The 18,878-nt window shown below is 62.0% G+C and carries 19 protein-coding genes; 17 read left to right on the top strand and 2 right to left on the bottom strand.

All coding sequences use genetic code 11. The features are described 5' to 3' along the window. Positions 1 to 8: 8 nt before the first annotated feature. Positions 9 to 473 (bottom strand): amidase family protein, encoded by a 465-nt coding sequence (locus tag WJ35_RS32230; protein ID WP_045579577.1) that lies wholly within the window; start codon positions 471 to 473, stop codon positions 9 to 11. Between the two features lie 1,064 nt (positions 474 to 1,537). Continuing rightward, positions 1,538 to 1,918 carry a helix-turn-helix domain-containing protein gene (locus tag WJ35_RS17550; RefSeq protein ID WP_059862328.1) on the bottom strand — a complete coding sequence of 127 codons (381 nt, stop codon included), beginning with the start codon at positions 1,916 to 1,918 and terminating at the stop codon, positions 1,538 to 1,540. A gap of 362 nt (positions 1,919 to 2,280) precedes the next feature. Between WJ35_RS17550 and WJ35_RS17545 the strand changes: the two genes are divergently transcribed. From WJ35_RS17545 to virB5, 17 genes are all read left to right on the top strand, one after another. Next, on the top strand, positions 2,281 to 3,156 hold the full coding sequence (locus WJ35_RS17545; RefSeq protein WP_045579578.1) for a branched-chain amino acid ABC transporter permease: 876 nt from the start codon (positions 2,281 to 2,283) through the stop codon (positions 3,154 to 3,156). Positions 3,157 to 3,159: 3 nt separating this feature from the next. Beyond that, complete coding sequence (locus WJ35_RS17540) at positions 3,160 to 4,233, top strand: branched-chain amino acid ABC transporter permease (protein ID WP_045579579.1); 1,074 nt, start codon at positions 3,160 to 3,162, stop codon at positions 4,231 to 4,233. Further along, on the top strand, positions 4,233 to 4,967 hold the full coding sequence (locus tag WJ35_RS17535; protein ID WP_045579580.1) for an ABC transporter ATP-binding protein: 735 nt from the start codon (positions 4,233 to 4,235) through the stop codon (positions 4,965 to 4,967). Before WJ35_RS17540 ends, WJ35_RS17535 begins: the two co-directional genes overlap by 1 nt. Continuing rightward, a complete protein-coding gene (locus WJ35_RS17530) occupies positions 4,954 to 5,724 on the top strand; it encodes an ABC transporter ATP-binding protein (RefSeq protein WP_011879911.1) in 771 nt (256 codons plus the stop codon). Before WJ35_RS17535 ends, WJ35_RS17530 begins: the two co-directional genes overlap by 14 nt. 8 nt (positions 5,725 to 5,732) lie before the next feature. Next, on the top strand, positions 5,733 to 6,911 hold the full coding sequence (locus tag WJ35_RS17525) for an ABC transporter substrate-binding protein (protein ID WP_045579935.1): 1,179 nt from the start codon (positions 5,733 to 5,735) through the stop codon (positions 6,909 to 6,911). 52 nt (positions 6,912 to 6,963) lie between these two features. After that, entirely contained in the window at positions 6,964 to 8,376 is a 1,413-nt protein-coding gene (locus WJ35_RS17520; protein ID WP_045579581.1) for an amidase family protein, read from the top strand. Next, positions 8,373 to 8,927 (top strand): amino acid synthesis family protein, encoded by a 555-nt coding sequence (locus WJ35_RS17515; protein WP_045579582.1) that lies wholly within the window; start codon positions 8,373 to 8,375, stop codon positions 8,925 to 8,927. The genes WJ35_RS17520 and WJ35_RS17515 overlap by 4 nt, the downstream gene beginning before the upstream one ends. Positions 8,928 to 8,988: 61 nt before the next feature. Continuing rightward, positions 8,989 to 10,026, top strand: coding sequence for a porin (locus WJ35_RS17510; RefSeq protein ID WP_011879915.1), 1,038 nt, complete (start codon positions 8,989 to 8,991; stop codon positions 10,024 to 10,026). A 204-nt stretch (positions 10,027 to 10,230) separates the two neighbouring features. Then, positions 10,231 to 10,632, top strand: coding sequence for a hypothetical protein (locus tag WJ35_RS17505; RefSeq protein WP_224020417.1), 402 nt, complete (start codon positions 10,231 to 10,233; stop codon positions 10,630 to 10,632). Positions 10,633 to 10,913: 281 nt separating this feature from the next. Continuing rightward, positions 10,914 to 11,165: a helix-turn-helix transcriptional regulator gene (locus tag WJ35_RS30405; RefSeq protein WP_011879917.1), complete on the top strand. Its 252-nt coding sequence runs from the start codon at positions 10,914 to 10,916 to the stop codon at positions 11,163 to 11,165. 752 nt (positions 11,166 to 11,917) lie between these two features. Then, positions 11,918 to 12,763: a ParA family protein gene (locus WJ35_RS17495; protein ID WP_045579937.1), complete on the top strand. Its 846-nt coding sequence runs from the start codon at positions 11,918 to 11,920 to the stop codon at positions 12,761 to 12,763. 357 nt (positions 12,764 to 13,120) lie between these two features. Beyond that, positions 13,121 to 13,798 carry a lytic transglycosylase domain-containing protein gene (locus tag WJ35_RS17490; protein WP_045579583.1) on the top strand — a complete coding sequence of 226 codons (678 nt, stop codon included), beginning with the start codon at positions 13,121 to 13,123 and terminating at the stop codon, positions 13,796 to 13,798. 47 nt (positions 13,799 to 13,845) lie between these two features. After that, on the top strand, positions 13,846 to 14,187 hold the full coding sequence (locus WJ35_RS17485; RefSeq protein ID WP_045579584.1) for a TrbC/VirB2 family protein: 342 nt from the start codon (positions 13,846 to 13,848) through the stop codon (positions 14,185 to 14,187). A 16-nt stretch (positions 14,188 to 14,203) separates the two neighbouring features. Then, positions 14,204 to 14,524 carry a type IV secretion system protein VirB3 gene (locus WJ35_RS17480; protein WP_011879923.1) on the top strand — a complete coding sequence of 107 codons (321 nt, stop codon included), beginning with the start codon at positions 14,204 to 14,206 and terminating at the stop codon, positions 14,522 to 14,524. Between the two features lies 1 nt (position 14,525). Then, a complete protein-coding gene (locus WJ35_RS17475; RefSeq protein ID WP_059475159.1) occupies positions 14,526 to 16,994 on the top strand; it encodes a VirB4 family type IV secretion/conjugal transfer ATPase in 2,469 nt (822 codons plus the stop codon). Beyond that, positions 16,991 to 18,154, top strand: coding sequence for a type IV secretion system protein (locus tag WJ35_RS17470; RefSeq protein ID WP_045579586.1), 1,164 nt, complete (start codon positions 16,991 to 16,993; stop codon positions 18,152 to 18,154). Before WJ35_RS17475 ends, WJ35_RS17470 begins: the two co-directional genes overlap by 4 nt. A 16-nt stretch (positions 18,155 to 18,170) precedes the next feature. After that, positions 18,171 to 18,866 carry a P-type DNA transfer protein VirB5 gene (virB5, locus tag WJ35_RS17465; protein ID WP_011879926.1) on the top strand — a complete coding sequence of 232 codons (696 nt, stop codon included), beginning with the start codon at positions 18,171 to 18,173 and terminating at the stop codon, positions 18,864 to 18,866. Positions 18,867 to 18,878: the final 12 nt, after the last annotated feature.

Here is an 18,878-nt window from a genome sequence, read left to right as displayed (position 1 = left end):
GGGCACGATCAGGACGCACATCGGGCAGATGTCATGTCGGCGGCCGTGGTGGGCATAGAGAGCACACGTGCGAGTTCGGCAAACGGGGCGGACCCAAACGCGCGTTCAAGCATATGGCTCGCCCACAGTACCAGTGCATCGGCATGACGGCCGCCTGCAATTTGAATCCCGATGGGCAGGCGTGAGGCAGTCAGCCCGGCATAGAGGCTCGCCGCCGGCAGGCTCAACTGATGGCACCATGCGGTGAAATGCGGAAACAGCGCGTTGCTCGAATTCACCTCGGCAAGTGACGGTGCCACGTGCGGATACACGGGACAGATGAGGAGGTCGTGTTGTTCGAAGAACGCGTTCACGGCAGCCCCCAGCTCGCCTCGTTCGATTAGTGCGCCGAGCAATGCTTCCCGCGAGATGCCGTTACCGGCTTGTGCATATGCCTGCAGCGACGGATCGAGCTCGGCCCAACGGTCGGTCATGCCGTCCGAAAGTTGATGGCAGCAGGCATGCCAGAGGATTGTGTAGACCGCATTGCATTGCGCGACGCCCGGGGGATCGGTGACCTGAACGAGCGCCCCCCCATTCGCGAAACATCGCGGCAGCCCGGGTGTCGGCGATCGTGGATCGCTGCGTCGACGGTGACCGACAATCCGAGCGTAGGACTGCTGGCAAAACGGACGCCACCCGGTACGGGTGGGCACGGCAGTCCGCGCACGTAGTCGGCGCCATCGAATCGCAACGTGTACCAGTCGCGGCTGTCTGGCCGGCTGATGATTGTCAGCGTCTGCGCGGCATCTTCCACGCGACGCGTCATCGGACCGACGTGACAAGCGGCGCATCGCGCCGCCATCGTAATTCGGACGCGCCCGCGAAGTCGAGTGCGTCATCGGCGATCCGGCAGAACGCATTCACCGACGGACCGAGCGACTGGACGCGCGAGGCTCGCATGCATCAAGTCTACTGGCGACGCATGCCCAGTCGCATAGATTGCGTTCAGTTCGCGCGCCGTCAGATCAAAAGATCGCTGCTCATGGTGCCTCCCCATTAATCATTATTAATTAGCGGTAGACGCGATCGATGTGCCTGTCAAGCTTAGCGTGGCACTGGCGTAAAAAGAAGATTGCGGGTTAACGCTCGATAGCGACACATTGACGCCGTACCTCGGTCAGCGTACATTTAATGATGATAAATAGGTGCTGGGCGCGCCGAGGCTGATCCCGGGCCGAAGCGCAGTATTCGCCGTGCGTTGTGCATTTCACGCTGTCACGGTGCTTGCAGCGTGATGGGCGACGCATCGGTCCCACGAAAGCGTGGGGAGCTCTGTGCGCGTAGATCATATCCGTGGCGACCGTGTTGTCAGTGGCAAGTCCGACGGGAGCGGGTTTGTGCGTAAGCGTGGCGGCGTTGCCAAGCATGCCGCGGAGTCGATCTCTTTTCTCGGGAGAGGCGGCGTGTGAAGGTCAGCGCCACACGACTGTTTTATGCCGCGCACGCGAGCGTTATCCGAGGAAGATGGAAGGCGTCGAACCGACGCGTGCTTACATTATCTTGCTTTGCGGCGGGGTTCAGTGCGTGAATTGGTCGCCAACTTGATCGCTTCGTCCAGCAGGCGCTCAAGCGCTTCCTGCTGGGCCGGCGCGAGTGCAGACAGTTTTTCGTGAATGCGCGTCGCCCGGTCCCCAGGCGTAGTGCCTGCTTCGGCGAGCAGATCAGCGAGTCGGCAGTGTAGTAGCGCCGCGAGTTGAGCGAGCCGATCAAGGCTCGGTAGAACCTGTCCGCGTTCGATATGGGACAGCGACGCCTGAGCAATTCCGGCTGCTTCAGACAGCTGCTCTTGCGTGAGCTCCATGCGCTTGCGTCTGTTTGCAATTGCTTTTCCGACGGTCCTGGCGAGTTCCCCGTCTTCAAAATCGTCAGCTGCCACCGACATCCCCACACGAAGTAGAGACGCGAGTGTGCTTTTTCACGAATACTTGCAGAAGGACTTTATACCTTATAATATGTGTAATACGTCATATTATCACGGATGCTCATTCGGGCCAGATCCGTAGGCGGCACCCCGACAGAGGTTAGCGCACGCGCGCTGACCCTTATCACTGCGCGCGTCGCTTGAGCGCTCAGGCGACGGAGAAGACTTCAATCGTTGTCTTAGGGCGTGCCTTTAAAGGCACGAAGCAGTAGGCATTGGGCGCGACGCGATGGGTTTGAAATCGACGAAGAAAGGCTAGCTTCGCCGGAAAAATAGGCGGGTATTTTCAACTTCTCAATAAGGCAGGACTGCGAATAATGATGGTATTCCTCAATATCGTGAGTTACGTCAGCATTCTGACGCTAGTCGCGTTAGGCCTCGCGATCATCTTCGGGCTGATGGACATCGTGAACCTCGCGCATGCCGAGTGGGTCACGATCGGCGCCTACACGCTGGCCGTAGCGCAATCATTGGGCGGGGCGCATGCGTTCTGGTTCGCATTGTTCGCGGCGCCTGCAGTGGGAGCGGTGCTCGGTTGGTGCCTAGAGCGACTTGTGATCCGGCTCCTGTATGAACGGCCGCTTGATACGCTGCTCGCGACCTACGCGGTCAGCCTGATCGTCCAGAAAGCCCTCGAACTCGTTTTCGGCACACATCCGATGCTGGTGTATGCGCCTGTAGACGGCGCGATTCCCGTGCCGGGCGGTAGTTATCCAGCGTACCGGCTCGTGGTGATCGGCGTAGCGCTCGCAGTGACGGGAGGATGCTGGCTGGTGTTTGCTCGCACGCGCTTTGGCACACAGCTGCGCGCGGTGATCCAGCATCCGGCGATGGCCGAGGCGGTGGGTATCGATACGCGGCGCCTGAACCGGCTCGCTTTCTGCGGCGGCGCTGCGCTCGCATCGCTCGCCGGTGTGCTCGTGGCACCGATGGTCTCGGTGGAGTCCCATCTCGGTGTCGCCTATCTCGCCAAGGCGTTTTTTGTGATCGTGCTGGGCGGGATTGGCTCGATCGCCGGGAGCCTGTTCGGTAGCGCCTTTGTCGGCACTGCCGAGACGCTGCTCAGCTATCGGGTGGATCCGTCGCTCGCCTCGGCGATTGTGCTGGTCCTTTCCATCGTTCTGATTCGTTTCCGCCCACAAGGTCTGTTGCCCGGCTTTAGCGCCGCGCATCAGCTTCACGGTAAAGGTTAAGTCATGCTCCAACCACCTATTGCACACGTGCGCCGCTGGTTGTGGCAGCCGGCAATGAACATCGAAGACATTTCCCCGATGGCAGTCGGCGTCGCTATCGTTGCTGCTGCGTTGATCCTGCCGTTTTGCCTGGGACCATACCTGCTCTCGACCGTGCGCGACGCGCTGATCATGGGATTGCTCGCACTGAGTTATGACCTGCTGTGGGGCAGAGCGGGTGTGCTCACGCTTGGGCACACCACGTTTTTCGGACTGGGCGCGTACGGCTTTGCGGTCGCCACCGTGCAGTTCGGGCAGACGCCTGTCATCGGATTCATCGTTGGACTGTTCGGTGCGATGGCGGTGGCGGTCGTACTGGGTTACTTCTTGCTGTTCGCAGGGGTCCGGCTGCACTTCTTCGCCATTATCAGCATGGCCGTGCTGATCGTCGTTCAGCAACTGGCGACGAGTTGGCAATCGGTCACGGGTGGCGACACGGGCCTTCTGGGCATACCGGGACTGTCCTTTTCACTGATCGGGCACACGGTCGATTTGAGCGGAGCGAGTGGGGCCTGGTACATGGTAGCGGCCGTGCTTGCCATGTTGCTCCTGACGACCTGGCTCGTGTGCCGCAGCCGATACGGCAAGGTTCTGTCGGCGATTGCGACCAACGAATGGCGCGCGAAAGCGTGCGGTTATCACACGTCGGCGCATCTGCTGCTCGTGTTTACCGCGTCCGCGGGGCTTGCCGCGGTCGCTGGTGTGCTGATGGCCGCCTGCTCGGGTGTCGTGGCGCCGGACGTGTTCTCACCGGTGCTGGCCACCGAAGTCATTCTCTGGGTCGCGATTGGTGGCCGCGGCACGCTCGGCGGTCCGGTGCTCGCGGCGGTCGCGCTCACGCTGCTCAAACAGGCCGTGTCGAGCGTCAGTACCGACGGATGGCCGCTGCTGCTCGGGGGGTTGTTCCTCGGTTGCGTGCTGTTCCTGCCGAACGGGGTCCAGCCGAGCGGTTTGATCACCGGGGTGCGTCGAATCGGCCGGATCCGCCTTTGGAGAACCGCCGTGCGCGGCACCGAACGCGTCGAAGGAGGGCGGTGATGAGCGCTCCGTTGATGAAGGGCGAGGGGCTGCAGCGGGCATTCGGTGGCATTCACGCCGTCGAGAACGTCAACGTGACGATTGGCCCACGCGATCTTCTGTGCGTAATTGGCCCGAATGGTGCGGGCAAGAGCACGCTGGTCGGGCTGTTGTCCGGAGCAATCCCCCCCGGCGCCGGAGAGTTGTATCTCGCTGGCGAGCGCGTGACGGGCCGGCCGATGCACCAGTTTTGCCGACGGGGCGTGGTGCGCAAGTTTCAGGGTACCAACACGTTTCTCTCGATGAGCGTGCGCGAGAACCTCGTCGTCGCGGGCCTCGGCGTTGCGGCGTACCGGAACACGCCGATGCCGGACCCAGACGCTGTTCTGGACGAGATAGGGCTGTCGGAGCAGGCCAACTTGCGGGCGATGATCCTGCCGCATGGGGAACGCCAGTGGTTGGAGATCGGTATGGCGATGATGTGCCAACCAGCACTGCTGCTGCTCGACGAACCCGCCGCCGGCCTGTCAGCTCCAGATGCGCAGCGGCTCGTACGCCTGATCCACCGTTTGCGCGAGCGCTGCGCGGTGCTCGCGATCGAGCACGATTTGAGCTTTGTCGAGGCGCTGCGGTGTGAGACATGGGTCATGCATCGCGGGCAGATCGTCCGCCAGGGCAGCTATGCCGACATCGCACGTGATGACGAAATCCGACGCATCTATCTCGGTCAGGGGGCGGGGCATGTTGCACATTGAAAAGCTATCTGCGGGCTACGGCGACTCCGCGGTGCTGCACCGGATCGACCTCGAGGTTGGACCCAACGAAGTGGTCGGCGTGCTTGGCTGCAATGGCGCGGGCAAGACGACGCTGGTCAAGGCGATCATGGGACTGCTGCCGTGCGTAAGTGGCAACGTCGTGTTTCAGGGGCAGTCCATCACCGGCCTGCGTACCCATGCGATTGCCCGGCGCGGCATTGGACTGGTACCGCAGGGGCGCTGGATTTTTCCGAAACTGACTGTGCGCGAGAACCTCATCATGGGCACGCAGGCCGCGGGCGGGGGGGCGATCCTTGATGAGGTGTTCGAGTATTTCCCTATTCTCAAGTCCAGACTCTCGCAGAACGGCGGCACGCTTTCGGGTGGCGAACAGCAGGTGTTGGCGATCGCCCGTGCGCTGTGCGGCCGGCCGAAGCTGCTGTTGCTGGACGAACCGTCCGACGGTGTGCAGCCGAATATGGTCGAACTGATCGGCGAGGTTATTCCCACCCTGTGCCGCCGCTCGCAGCTCGCCGTGCTCCTGGTCGAGCAGAACCTCGATCTCGTGCTGCGCAGCGCACAGCGCTGCATCGTGCTCAAGAACGGGCGACTTGCCCATACCGGCCACGTCGAGCCGCGAAGCGGTGCCGCGGGGGCTCATCCGTTGGCGCAATACCTGTCGCCGGCCGCCGAGTCTGCCACGTCTTCAGTCTCGTCACCACATTCAACGCATTCCAACCGGACTTCCACCCAATGAAGAACATGATGAACCGCCGTGCCTTTACCCGAACCACCTTATTCAGTGCCCTCGGCGCACTCACCACGTCCGCTATGCCATCGTTGGTACGGGCCACCACGCCGCTCAAGATTGGCTTGCTTGCACCGCTGAGTGGTCCGCTCACCCGCGTGGGCGAGACCAATCGCAACTGCGCGCAGTTGGTCGTCGACGAAATCAACGCCGCCGGCGGATTGCTGGGACGCCCGTTGCAACTGAGCGTCGAGGATACCCAGATGTCCACCGCCGTGACGCTGCAGAAGGCCCGGCAACTGCTGATGCGCGATGAAGTCTCGGTCCTGACCGGCATGGTGCTACCGTCCGAGCGCGAAGCCGCGTTGCAGGCCGCCAAGTCCGCTGGGCGGCTCGTGATCTACCCGAACTTCGACGAAGGGCGCTGCGATCCGAATCTGTTCACTACGGGTCTGACTGTCAACCAGCGCGTCGACCCGCTGATCGATTGGCTGATGCGCAAGGGGGGGCGCACCATGTGTGCGGTGATCTCGGACATCGGCAGCAACCGCAAGGTGCTGGTGCCTGCACTGCAGGCGGCGGTGAAGCGCCACGGTGGACAGTTTCTCAACGTGTATTGGCTGCCGTTCGGCACGCGCGACTATGGGGCGGTGTTGCAGCAGATCGCCAGCGCGCACCCTCAGATCGTCTGGCACAGCATCGGCGACGATCCGGTGACCTTCGTCAAGCAGTACCGCTCGTTCGGCATGAAGCCGCAGCTCGTGACCGACATCGCACATGAGTCGCTGTCGATCGCGACCACCGGCGCGTCGACCGGGGTCATCGGCGTGTCCTCGTATTTCATGAGCGTCGACAACCCGGAGAACCGAGATTTTCTCGCCCGCTATACGGCGCATGAAGCAGGTTCGCACGACCCTCGCTTAGGGCAGACGGCCGTGGTGCTCCCGCACGGCGAGTGCACGTATGCCGGGCTTCGCCTGTTTGCAGCGGCTGTCCGGGCGGTCGGCAGCGTCGACGTCGCCCGCGTGAAAGCCGCGCTGCCGCGTGTTTCATTGAATCTACCGCGTGGCAAGGCGGGCGTGAGCTCGGATGGCGACCATGTGTTGTGTCAAACCCGTATCGGCCGCGCACTGTCGGACAACAGCTTCGCCGTGTTGGACTCGGCCGGACCGATTGCGCCGCAGTGCGAGGGATAGGCCTGAGGTCTTCAAACACGTCCAAATTTCTTTAAATTATTAAGGTGTGCATATGAATGATGTATTGGGAGTGAATGCCGAGCAGCTCATGGCTGGCTACCGACGCCGCTCGTTCTCGCCGGTGGAGGTTATTTGCGCTGTGTTGGACCGGGTCGCGCTCTTCAATCCCCTTGTCAACGGCGTGTGCAGTCTCGACGAGGACAGCGCGCTGGCCGCCGCTCGCGAGTCCGAGCGGCGCTGGATGCGCGGGGAGCCATGTGGATTACTGGATGGCGTGCCGGTCTCGGTCAAAGACCTCGTCGCCGTGCGTGGGCTGCCGACACGATACGGATCGCTTACGTCACCTAGCGCGCCGGAGGCCGATGACGCACCCGCGGTCGCGCGACTGCGACAGGCCGGCGCGCTGCTGTTCGGCAAGACTACGACCTCGGAGTTTGGCAACAAGATCGTCACGGACAGCCTGCTCACCGGCATTACCCGTAACCCATGGGATCGGCGTCTGACGTCCGGCGGGAGCAGCGGTGGATCAGCCGTAGCGGTTGCGCTCGGCATGGGACCGTTGTCACTGGCCACCGACGGCGGCGGTTCGATCCGCGTTCCAGCTTGCTGGAGCGGGGTGGTCGGAATGAAACCGTCGTTCAACCGAGTGCCTGCCGGCGCGGCGGTGAGTTGGACCCACCTGTCGACGCTTGGTCCGATCGCTCGCTGCGTTAGCGACGCGGCGCTGATGCTTACCGTGATGGCTCGCCAGAGCGATGCGCGAAGTCAGGCCTTTGTTTGTCCCGATCTGCGTATCGGTCTGGATGATGGCATCGCCGGGTTGCGCATTGCCTATTGCCCGGCACCTGCGGGGGTACAGGTCGAGCCCGACATCACCTTGAGCGTCCGTCAGGCGGTGAGCCTGTTCGAGGCGCTTGGGGCACAGGTCGAGGAAACCGCCGTGAAGCCGCTCGACGGCTATCTGGAGAGCGGCATGCACGCCATCCAGTGGGCCGTCTTCTTTGCGCAACGAGCACGGCAGCTTTCTCCTTCCGCGCGGCGCCAGCTCGATCCGGATGTGTGTGCGCTGGCCGAGGCGGGCGATAGCGTCCCCACTTCGACCTTCGTCGACGCGCTTCAGGCGCGCCACACGCTTACGGTGGCGATGGCCGCGTTCTTTGAAGACTACGACCTACTGCTCACACCGACATTCCATTGTGCGCCGCCGCTCGCGCAGGGGCGGCCCGAGCACTCGCGCATGGCGCCGCCGTTGACGTCGTGGTGCAACCAGACTGGCTTGCCGGCGGCGAGTGTGCCCTGTGGATTGCCGGGTGGGTTGCCGACGGGCCTACAGATCATCGGCCCGTCAGGCAGCGATGCGCTGGTGCTGCGCGCGGCACGGGCGTACGAGTGCGCACGTGGTCCGTTTCCGGCTCCACCTGAGGCGCTCCGGGATCGGACTGAGGACTCGGAGGTGTGCAGATGAGTCCGCCTATCGCGAAGATCCTGGTTCAACTGGTCGAGCGACTGGCAGAACTAGATGTACCGGTTGACCCGCCTCATCGACAAGTCATCGTGGCGGCGGTGCTGCGACTAGAGGGCTGGCGAGCGGATGAGTCGCTTGCGGCGCTTGAGCCGCTCTATGAACTGGGCGCTGAGCTTGGCACGTTGCTCACAGGCCGTGCGCGATGGGCGCTGGATCTTCCGCCGTCGGCAATTCAGGCCTACGGCAAGGCCGCGCTCGTGGGCAGCGAGGTACCGCTCGAATGCGCGGCGGCGATCTTGCATCCCCGCATGGGCAAGGCCATGCGCGAGAGCTTGCCCGGCGCCACGTCGCTGATCCCGTCAGTGACCAAGCGCGGCGCGCCGGGGACGTGCATGGACATTCCATTGCACGGCAGCACCGACATGTGGAGCTTCGACCACTTCGACACGGTCTCGCTGACGCTCGCCGATGCGCCGGCGCCGAACGAGATCGTGGTGGCGGTCGCGCTGGCCGATAGCGGTAGACCGCTCGCGCGTGTGCGACCGGACTGAACCGTGCCGATGCCAAGACGGCACGACACGAACAAACAATCACAAAGAGGAAGGAGACGTCATGCAGACAAGAAGATTTCGGGGAAGCGTGGGTAAGTTGGCTGTCGTGTTGGGCGTGTGCACCTGTACCGGGATCGCGCATGCGCAGTCATCGGTCTCGTTGTATGGGCTAGCGGACGCGTTCGTTGGCGAAGTGCATCCCGCCGGTGCTGCCGGCAATGCGTGGCAAGTCGGTTCTGGCGGGATGACGACTTCGTACTGGGGGATGTCCGGTACAGAGGAGCTGGGCGGGGGTATGAAAGCTGTCTTCACGCTGGAGAGTTTTTATCGCATCAACGGCGGCCAGGTCGGCTCGTTTCCTGGACAGTCATTTTTCGGGCGAAACGCCTTCGTTGGCCTGAGCGGCCATTTCGGGGAGTTGACGCTGGGGCGCAATACGGCGCCGCTGTTCGTGTCGACGCTGCTGTTCAATCCGTTCGGCAATTCGTTCGTCTTCTCGCCGATCGTCGTGCACAGTTTCCTTGGCTCGGCAATGGGGGCTGCGTCACTCCAGAGCGATACGGCGATCGACAATTCGCTCCTTTATCAGACGCCCGAGGTGGCCGGTCTGTCGGGAAGCGTTCTTTACAGCAACGCAGGCGTTGCCGGCCATGCCGGGCAAGCTAACTATAGCGCGAACGTGTTGTACTTCGCCGGCCCGTTTTCCGCAACGGCCGCGGTGCAGAGTCTGCACACGGCATCGCTGTTTCTTAACGGCGCAACCGTACAGACCGCCTGGATGGCAGGTGGCGCGTATCGGTTGCGTGGGGCGAAGCTGTTCGCACAATACGAACGCGTGGACAACAACAATCATGTCACGGACGACACGGTGCAACTCGGAGCAAGCGTTCGGATAGGGTTAGGAAACGTACTGATGTCGTGGGCGGGAACGCGGCGGCGACCGTCGGTGGGCGATCATATCCGTTGGTCGACGGTCGCATTGGGTTACGACTACCCGTTGTCGAAGCGAACCGATGTGTATGCAGCTTGGCGTTATGACACGATCACAGGTGTGTCGACGGGCAATAGCGTGGGTGCCGGGATGCGGGTCAGATTCTGAGCAGCCAGACCTCGGTAGGCTAGAACACGGCCGGATCGGGTGTCCGGCCTTTAGTGCCGCGCTTGCTTGGGCTCGAGACCAGGATGCATTCGGCTGGATATGCGGCGCGCGGTATTATGTCCCAACATCATCACGACTTCATGTCTCATAGTTTCGCCCAAAGTCCGACGCTCGGGTCGCAAGCCGCTTACGAAAGGCGAGTTCGTGACATTGCCGAGCGCGAAGGTCCGTGCGCTGTCCGTTGAACATTATATGGCGCTGGGCACTGTGCGGGCTGGTCATGGGCGAGAAGAGCAAATCAGTGCTCTGCTACGAGTGGTCTGCCTCACGTCTTATATGCGCAACGAGACCGGCGCAGGTGCGGATTTGAGTATGTATCGGCAAGCCGAAGCTGCGCTGGACGCGTGCGTTGCATGCGCGGAGCAGGGCGCGGCGGGGCTGTTGCTCAATTGCGAGCCGTGCATGATCGAGCAGATACTGGTCGTTCATGACGATCAGTTGGCGGTCGTGCCGATGCACCGGTACTGCGCAGCCTGGGAAAACCTCCAACAATTGATGACCGGACGGCTCGCGTCACCCATCGAGAGGCTGAGCGTGGTGTCGTGAAACCGGCAAGGCTCCCATAAAAGCACCGTGCGACCATCGTCCGGGTTTGTCGGGGAAGGTGCGACGTCAGCTGCTGCGGGAACGTTGCATCAACGCGGGATGGCCTGCTACCGCGCCTCGTGCAGCCGGGCTGCGGCCACGCCATATGTGACTTCCGAGGAGGTGCCGTTTTGAACTGACGGAATGTCCCGTCGATCAGACGGGTTTGGCTGTTCGTCGTGTTCGCTGCTTGAATGCCTTTCAGTTCCGGCCACGTTCGTGCCGGGTGCGGAGGGCGAATCATGTCTTGGAATGATGACGGAGCGCGGACAATCTTGCGCCGACGACAGGTCGAGCAGTGCACCGGTCTATCGAGGTCGACGATCTACAAGCGCATGCAAGAGGGGACGTTTCCCCCCGCCATTGCGCTTGGTGGCCGAATGGTAGGGTGGCGGGCGGCCGATATCGAACAGTTCTTGGCAGATCCCGCGCGATATCGAGCGTCGCTGGCGCGCGCGCGAGAAGAGCAGGGTGGTCGCGGTGAAAAACGATAAGTCGCTGCCCTCGCTCGAGGAGCGTCTTCGCAACTGGGGGCAGTCGAATCGTGGTGCCCACGATCCCGTGGATGCCGAATATGTGACCCGAGCATGGCGAACACTACCGCCCCGAAATCGGGAGCTTCTGCGCATGGTCTATCTTTGGCATGCGAGTCGAGAAGTCGTGTGTCGACGGCTGAAGATTGCTCGCCATCCACGTCAACATTTCGATCTGGAACTCCATGCGGCACGATCCGCCCTTGTCCGCGCGCTTGTAGAAGGCGAGAACCAGCAGTGACATTCGCGGGATGAATGTTGGACGACGTCAATAATGCGCTGCTCGCGCGGCGGCAATCGCAGTTGCTTGGCGTTGGTGTGTTGTGGAAGTATCCCGTTCACTCCGAGCACAAAATAAATATAGGAATAACGAGGAGCTTCACGGCGCGATAAGGCGCTCGTCTCATTTCGTCGACGCATGTCGGCTCTTGAATCGGCGTGGCGGCTGACCTACAGTGAAGCCAACAATCTGATCCGGTCAACGTGCGTAGCACGACCGAGTACGCGTTAGCGGCCCCGCAGCATTGACGTCTGTGTGATGGCGTAGTGGGCCTTAACGCGCGTGAGAAAGCCTGCAATCGCAGGCTTTTCTGTTTTGTGACGTGCTCTCGAGAATGCACGTTGAACTCGTCGCGCCTTTCCCTCGCACCGAGACTGTCTCACTTCCATGAAAAGACGTCACTGCTCGGAGCCCCAGCCGAGGAATGACGACCATGAAATCGCTGCTGATGGCTTCGGCCCGTGGTGGAACAGGCAGAACGACATTGGTGTGTCAGTTCGCCCATTATCTTCGTCGCGTACGTGGATATCGGGTGTTGGTGCTTGATCTGGCCGAGCCGGCGTGTAGTGCCATTTCGCTTACACGTGGTGTCCGTGCACGCTCGGTGACGCACACGACGCTCGATATTCGGTGCGACCAGCGACCTGATGTGACTGGACCATGCATTTGCGTGCTTGCGGCGAACACCACTGCCGGCAGTGCATATCGATCCGATCCGGCTGGCGTGCGTTGCTACGCCAACGTGCGACACCTGTTGACCCAGGTCGCTCCCTTGTTTGACGTTTGTTTGATCGATAGCCCGCCGTGGCCTGACTCGCGTGCGATTTGTGCGGCGGCGCTCGCCGACGCGCTGATCAGCCCCGTTCTGTTGTCGCCGGACATGCTTGAGCAGGTCGCCGATTTCGTCAATGGCGGCAATGGGGTGCGCAATGTCCGAGCTCGGCTCAATCCGTCGCTGTGCTTTATCGGTATCGTCCCCAACTGCGTCGAGATGACTCCGCGGCAGCAGGCCCGATTCAAGCCGTTCGAGGTGTGCATGGCCACCTGGCTGGTTCCGGATGATCAAAGCCCAAGCGGCTATTTATTGCTTCCCCGGATTGACGCCATCTCGCAGGCGCAGGCGATTGGGACCTCGGTCATGGATCTCACTCCAGCCGATCGGGCGGCCAATCGCGAATGGCAGGCCATGAGCGCGTGTTTCGACGTGCTCGCGCGGCGACTCGACTCTGCAAAAGAGGTGGCTTTGCCTTCTGAAACGGTCGAGGCATGCCATGCATAATTCAGCGTCTACTCCTGATGTGCGGCAAAACGTGTGGCGCGGTGTGGTGTCGCTTGCGGTCGTGTTTGGAACGTCGATGGCGTGGCCCGATGTTGCACGAGCGGACGATTGGGGCTGTCAGGTGATGTTGTGTCTGTCTAACCTCGGTGGCCCGGAGCAGTATGCCGAATGCGTGTCGCCCATCGAAAGGCTATGGGCCGCGCTGCGAGACGGCGATCCCTTTCCAACCTGTGATCTCGCTACGGTTGGCACGCTGAACCGAGCAGCGCACAACAATGCACGGTCCGCCCAATATCCCGCGACGTCGGTAGGGTACCCCCTGCAGCAGATCGTTCGCCTAGGAGAGGGGAATCGCTAATGCCGCTCGATTTCTTGTCGCTCGTGCACGACTGCGCGCCGCAGATCGCCCCGGCCACGATGGCGGCGATCGTGCGTACCGAATCAGGATTCAATCCCTACGCGATCGGCGTCGTTCGCGGGCGGCTGCGTCGACAGCCGTCGAATATGGCCGAAGCGGTCGCGACGGTACGCGCGCTGGAGGCCGGCGGCTGGAATTTCAGTGTCGGGCTCGCGCAGGTGAATCGAGCGAACTGGCTGGCCTATGGCCTGTCCGCCGAGAACGCGCTTGAGCCTTGTCGCAACCTAGCTGTCGGTGCTGCCATTCTCCATCGCTGTTATACAGCGGCGGTGACGATCCAAAAGTCCCAAGCGAGGACCGATTATCAGGCGGATGTACAGGCCGCACTACGCGCGAGTCTGTCTTGCTATGCGAGCGGCAATTTCTCGACCGGCTACCGAACGGGCTACGTCCAGCGAGTCGAGGAGAGCGCAGCGGCACAAGCTTCCTCAGATTCGCACGTTCCGGCCATTGCGCCCATTGCGGTGGTACCGATTGGTTCTGCAGTGCCGGTTCGTGCCGCCCGCTCTGAACCTGCGGTTCGGCAGCTATCGCGCAGCGATCGCGATGGGATGAACACGGCTTCACCTGTTACCGAGCAGCGTTTCAAACCGGACGGTAGTGCAGTGGTGTTCTAAGTCCACATTGACGAATCAGATATAGATATATCGGAAAGGAGTCGATCATGCATTTAGGAATGCGATATAAATCGTCGATGCGCGCCAAGCGGATGATGCGATTTCTATCCGATCGAAAGACGGCGCTGGAAATCATTCTTGGCGCTTCGTCCTTGATGTTCACTGCACCGGCGCGCGCGCAGCTATCGCAGGTCAATACGCTGCTCGATACGATCCAGGCGACGTTGTTGAGCGTCGGGGGCGTGATTTGTTCAATTTCCATCATTTGGGCGGGTTTTCGGATGATGTTCCAGCATGCCCGGTTCGGTGATATCGCGAACGTGTTTATCGGCGGCTTGTTCGTCGGTTGCGCGACCGTTATCGCTGGCATGCTGATTCCTTCGAGCTGATCCGGGGCGCCGAACCATGCATTCGCTCAAGGATCCTGTCTTCAAAGGCTGCACGCGGCCCGCGATGCTCTGGGGTGTGCCGCTGGTGCCCTTGCTGATGATCGGCGGCAGCATGCTGATTCCCGCGATCTGGGCATTGCTGGCCAGCCCTGCGCTGGGTGTCGGGATCCTCCTTTTGATGATTCCGGTGTTCGTCGCGATGCGGATGACGACGCGCCACGACGATCAACGGCTTGCGCAGCATGCGCGGCGCGCTCGCATGGCGTTGCGTCAGGGCAACCGCCGCTTCTGGGGCGCACACGCCTATGTGCCGGTGCGCCTGAAGAGGAGGGCATGAGATGGCGCGCCTATCGTACGTCGGAGCCGTCGCGAGCCGGGAAGTGCCGCTTGCCAGCTGTATCCCGTACTCGACGCATGTGACCGACCACGTCATCAAGACCCGCGAAGGCGACTACCTGCAAATCTGGAAGATCGCCGGCATCGCGTTTGAGGCAGCCGATCCCACCGACATCCTCGTGCGACACGAGGGATTCAGCCAATTTGTGCGCGGACTGGCGGGAGGCCATGTGGCGCTGTGGTCGCATCGTCTGCGCCGACGGGTATCGGACCGATTCTCGACGCAGTACGACGACCACTTCTGCGAGGAACTGGCGACGCGCTACTACGCGAGTTTCTCGGGCTACCGGATGATGGCCAACGAGTTGTATCTGACGGTGGTCTACCGGCCAAACCGCACCCGCCTCGGCGGTGTCTTCAGCCGTGCGGCGCGCCGTACGCGCGACGATATCCGGCGCGATCAGCTTGACGCACTGAAGATGATGTCGGAGCTTGCTGCCCAGCTCGAATCGAGCCTGAAACCCTATGAGCCGGTCGCGCTCGGTGTCTATCGCCGGCCGAGTCCCGCCGTGGCCGCTTCGTTCCGCTATTCGTCAGCGTTGGAACTGCTCGGCTATCTGGTCAATGGCGTCTGGGAACCTGTGCCCGTGCCAGCTGGCGCGATCCGCGAGGCGCTGCCAGTTTCGAGACTCTTTGTGGGTGCCGAGAAAATCGAGATTCGCATGCCGACGGCAACGCGGTTCGCGGCGATGCTCGACATCAAGGATTATCCGGAAGACACCGAACCGGGCATGCTCAATGGTCTGCTGTACGGCGACTGTGAATATATCGAGACGCAAAGCTTCACGATTCTGGATAAACCCACGGCGAAGGAGACATTGGAGCGGCAGCGCAATCAGCTTATCGCCGGAGAGGACGTCTCCCTGTCCCAGGTCGACGCAATCGACCATGCGCTCGACGACCTGATCAACGGGAATTTCGTTCTTGGTGAGTATCACTACTCGCTGGCGGTGCTCGGCGATTCACTCAATGAAGTGTCGTCCAGCGTCGCGAAGGCACGAACGCAGCTGGCCGATGCCGGATTCCAGACGGCATTGATCGATCTCGTGGCTGATGCAGCCTGGTTTGCGCAACTACCGGCCAACTGGCGCTACCGACCCCGCGAAGCGAAGCTCACATCGCGCAATTTTTGCGGTCTGGCAAGCCTGCACAACTTCGCGGCCGGCAAGCGCGACGGCAATCCGTGGGGCGAGGCGATCACGATCGTCAAGACACCCAGTGGTCAGCCGCTTTATCTGAACTTCCACGCGACACCGGATAAGCACGACTCACTCGACGAGAAGGCACTGGCCAATACGCAGATCATCGGCCGGGCGGGAGCGGGCAAGACGGTGCTCGAGCTGTTCTTGCTCGCGATGGCGACCAAGTATGACCTGACGGCGGTGCTGTTCGACAAGGATCGCGGCACGGAAATCGCGATTCGTGCGATGGGCGGCACCTATACCGTGTTCCGCCACGGAGAGCCCACCGGCCTGAACCCGTTCCAGATGGCGCCGGATGAGCCGATGATCGATTTTTGGGAGCGCCTCGTGCGCAAGCTCGTCAACGTCGGCGAGCCGTTGTCCGCAAAGGACGAACTTGACCTTTCACGTGCCGTGCGAGAGGTGGCACGTATGGATAAGCCCCTGCGGCGTTTGTCGATGGTGTGGCAACTTCTCCCGAACGTTGGCGAAAACAGCTTGCATGCGCGACTGGCCAAATGGTGTGTGGGTGGACGTCTGGGGTGGGTACTCGATAATCCGACAGATCGGATCGACCTGGCGCACGCGAAACTGTTCGGCTTCGATGACACAGAACTGCTGGACGATCCCGAGGTGTCGACGCCCGTGACGATGTACCTGCTGCATCGGACCGAAAACCTGATCGATGGGCGACGCTTCATCTATGTGATGACCGAGTTCTGGAAGCGGCTCGGGGACCAGGTCTTCACGGATTTTGCGAGGAACAAGCAGAAAACAATCCGCAAGCAGAACGGGCTGGGGATTTTTGATACCCAGTCACCGGCCGACGTATTGCGAAGCGAAATAGCCAGTGCGCTGATCGAGCAGTGTGCGACGTTTTTCTTCCTGCCGAATCCGCGTGCCGACTACGACGATTACGTGCATGGTTTCAAGCTGACCGAAGCCGAATTCAATATCGTGCGCAACCTGGGCGAGAGCAGCCGCTTGTTCCTCGTCAAGCAGGGCCATCGCTCCGCGATCGGCCGACTCGATCTCGCCGGGCTTGGCGATGTGCTCGATGTCCTGTCCGGTACGACCGATAACGTCGAGTTGCTCGATGCGATTCGTGCCGAAGTCGGGGATATGCCTAAAGACTGGTTGCCTGTTTTTCATGAGCGACTAGCGAAGCGCCGAGCGGCTCAGGCGAGCTCGCGCTTGTCGCCAGCTCCCGCGTCGGGAGGTGCTCGATGAGCGGTCTCTTTGCTGCCTTGGGGGGCACCCTCGACGACGGCATGTCGACCTACGTGACGACCGTATCGTCGGCGCTTTCCGGAGCACTCGTGCCGGTCGTGACTACGGGCATCACGATCTGGGTGCTGGCCTTTGGTCTCGCGGTGGTACGCGGCGAAGCCCACGAGGCGGTGCCGGCGTTTGCCTGGCGCGGGCTGAAAGTGTCGATCACGCTGGCGTTTGCGCTGAGCGCCGGGATCTACCAGCAGCAGGTCGTCACCGCCGTCAACGGCGCGACGGCCGGGCTGGCCCAGACCATCCAGAACGCGGCGAACACGACGGGCGGGGGCAATCCGGGATGCGGCTCTGCCAACGGTGGCAGCGTGACGGGACAGAGCGCTGCGAGCAGCATTTATCAGACGCTCGACTGCTACGACCAGCAGGTCGACCTCGTGATGGACGCCTACTTCAACAAGGCGACGCATGAGGGAATCAGTCCGAGCGGTCTGGCCGCCGCGATTGGAGATTTCCTCTGCGGCCTCGTCGCGGCGCTCGGCGGGTCCATCTTTTTGATCGTGCTGGTCTTCGAGGTCGTGATGGCGAGGACGCTGCTCGATCTCGTGCTCGGACTGGGCCCGATCTTCATCGCGTGCGCCGCGTTTGCGCCGACGGCGCGATTTTTCGAAGCGTGGACCGCGAAGGTTGCCAATTACGCGTTGCTACAGGTGCTGGTGGCTGCCTTCCTTGGCATGGCGCTCACGGCGTTCTCGACCGATCTCACTGCGTTCCACGCGACGGGCCGCGCCCCCGGTGCCGATTCGTCAGCCCTGATGCAAGCCGTTTCCGCCGCACTCGACGACGCCGCCGCAGCGGCTGCCGCGCTTGGGCTCTTTGCGACCGGGGTGTTCCTCGCGATGATCGGTTGGCAACTGCCTGCGGTTGCAGCGGGCCTGTCTGGCGGCGCCACGCTGTCAGGGTTCGGCGCGTTTGTGGCCGGCATCGCGTCGCGAAGCCTCGTCGCGGCGATCGGGCGGGCATTCAACCGTAACGGGCGAGGCCCGACCTCCGGTGGCGAAATTCGTGACCGGACGGGTTCGGCCGGGCGATCTCGGTCGGGCGGTGGCGGGCCCCCCGCTTACCAGCGCGCTGCACGCGCGAATTTGGGCCAGCACGACGGCTGACCAGGAGGCAATGACCATGATCGGACGAAGCAAATGGATCACTGTCGCGTTCGTGTGTGCGGCGCATTCCACCGGCACTCACGCGCAAGGGATCCCGGTTTACGACGCGCAGAGCGTTGCGCAGGCCATTGCCACCGTGGGCCAGCTCAAGCAGCAAGTGCAGCAAGAAATGCAGATCTATCAGTCGACGATCGGCACACGCGGTTTCGGCGCGCTTCTGAACAATCGGGTCGTCGCCAACTCGTTGCCGTCGAACTGGCAGAGCGTCTATACCGCGATTCAGAATGGCGGCTACGCGGGCCTGACGGGCAGTGCGCAGGCATTGCGCCTGGCCAGCCGCATCTACGACTGCGAGGACCAGACTGGGGTGGACCAGCAGGTGTGCAGGCGCACGCTCAACAAGCCGTACCAGGATAAGGCGTTCGGGCTGCAGGCATATCAGACCGAGCTGCAGGAATTGGACCAGATACAAAGTCTCGGACAACAAATCAACGCGACGCAGGACCCGAAGGGCGTCGCGGAGTTGCAAGCGCGTATTCAGACCGAATCTACCGCGGTCGGCAACGAGATGACCAAACTGCAGCTCTTTCGCATGCTGGCCGAGACGGAGGACAAGCTCGTCGCCGAGCAGCAAAGTGAACTGGTGCTGAGCCGAGCGGCTAAGACCAACCGGCTCCAGGACCAGATGGTGCCCGCGTCATTCGGCAACTGAGGCGACACCATG

It is taken from the genome of Burkholderia ubonensis, from assembly GCF_001718695.1.
Classification (GTDB): Bacteria; Pseudomonadota; Gammaproteobacteria; order Burkholderiales; family Burkholderiaceae; genus Burkholderia; species Burkholderia ubonensis_B.
This window is presented reverse-complemented; position numbering and strand designations above follow the sequence as displayed.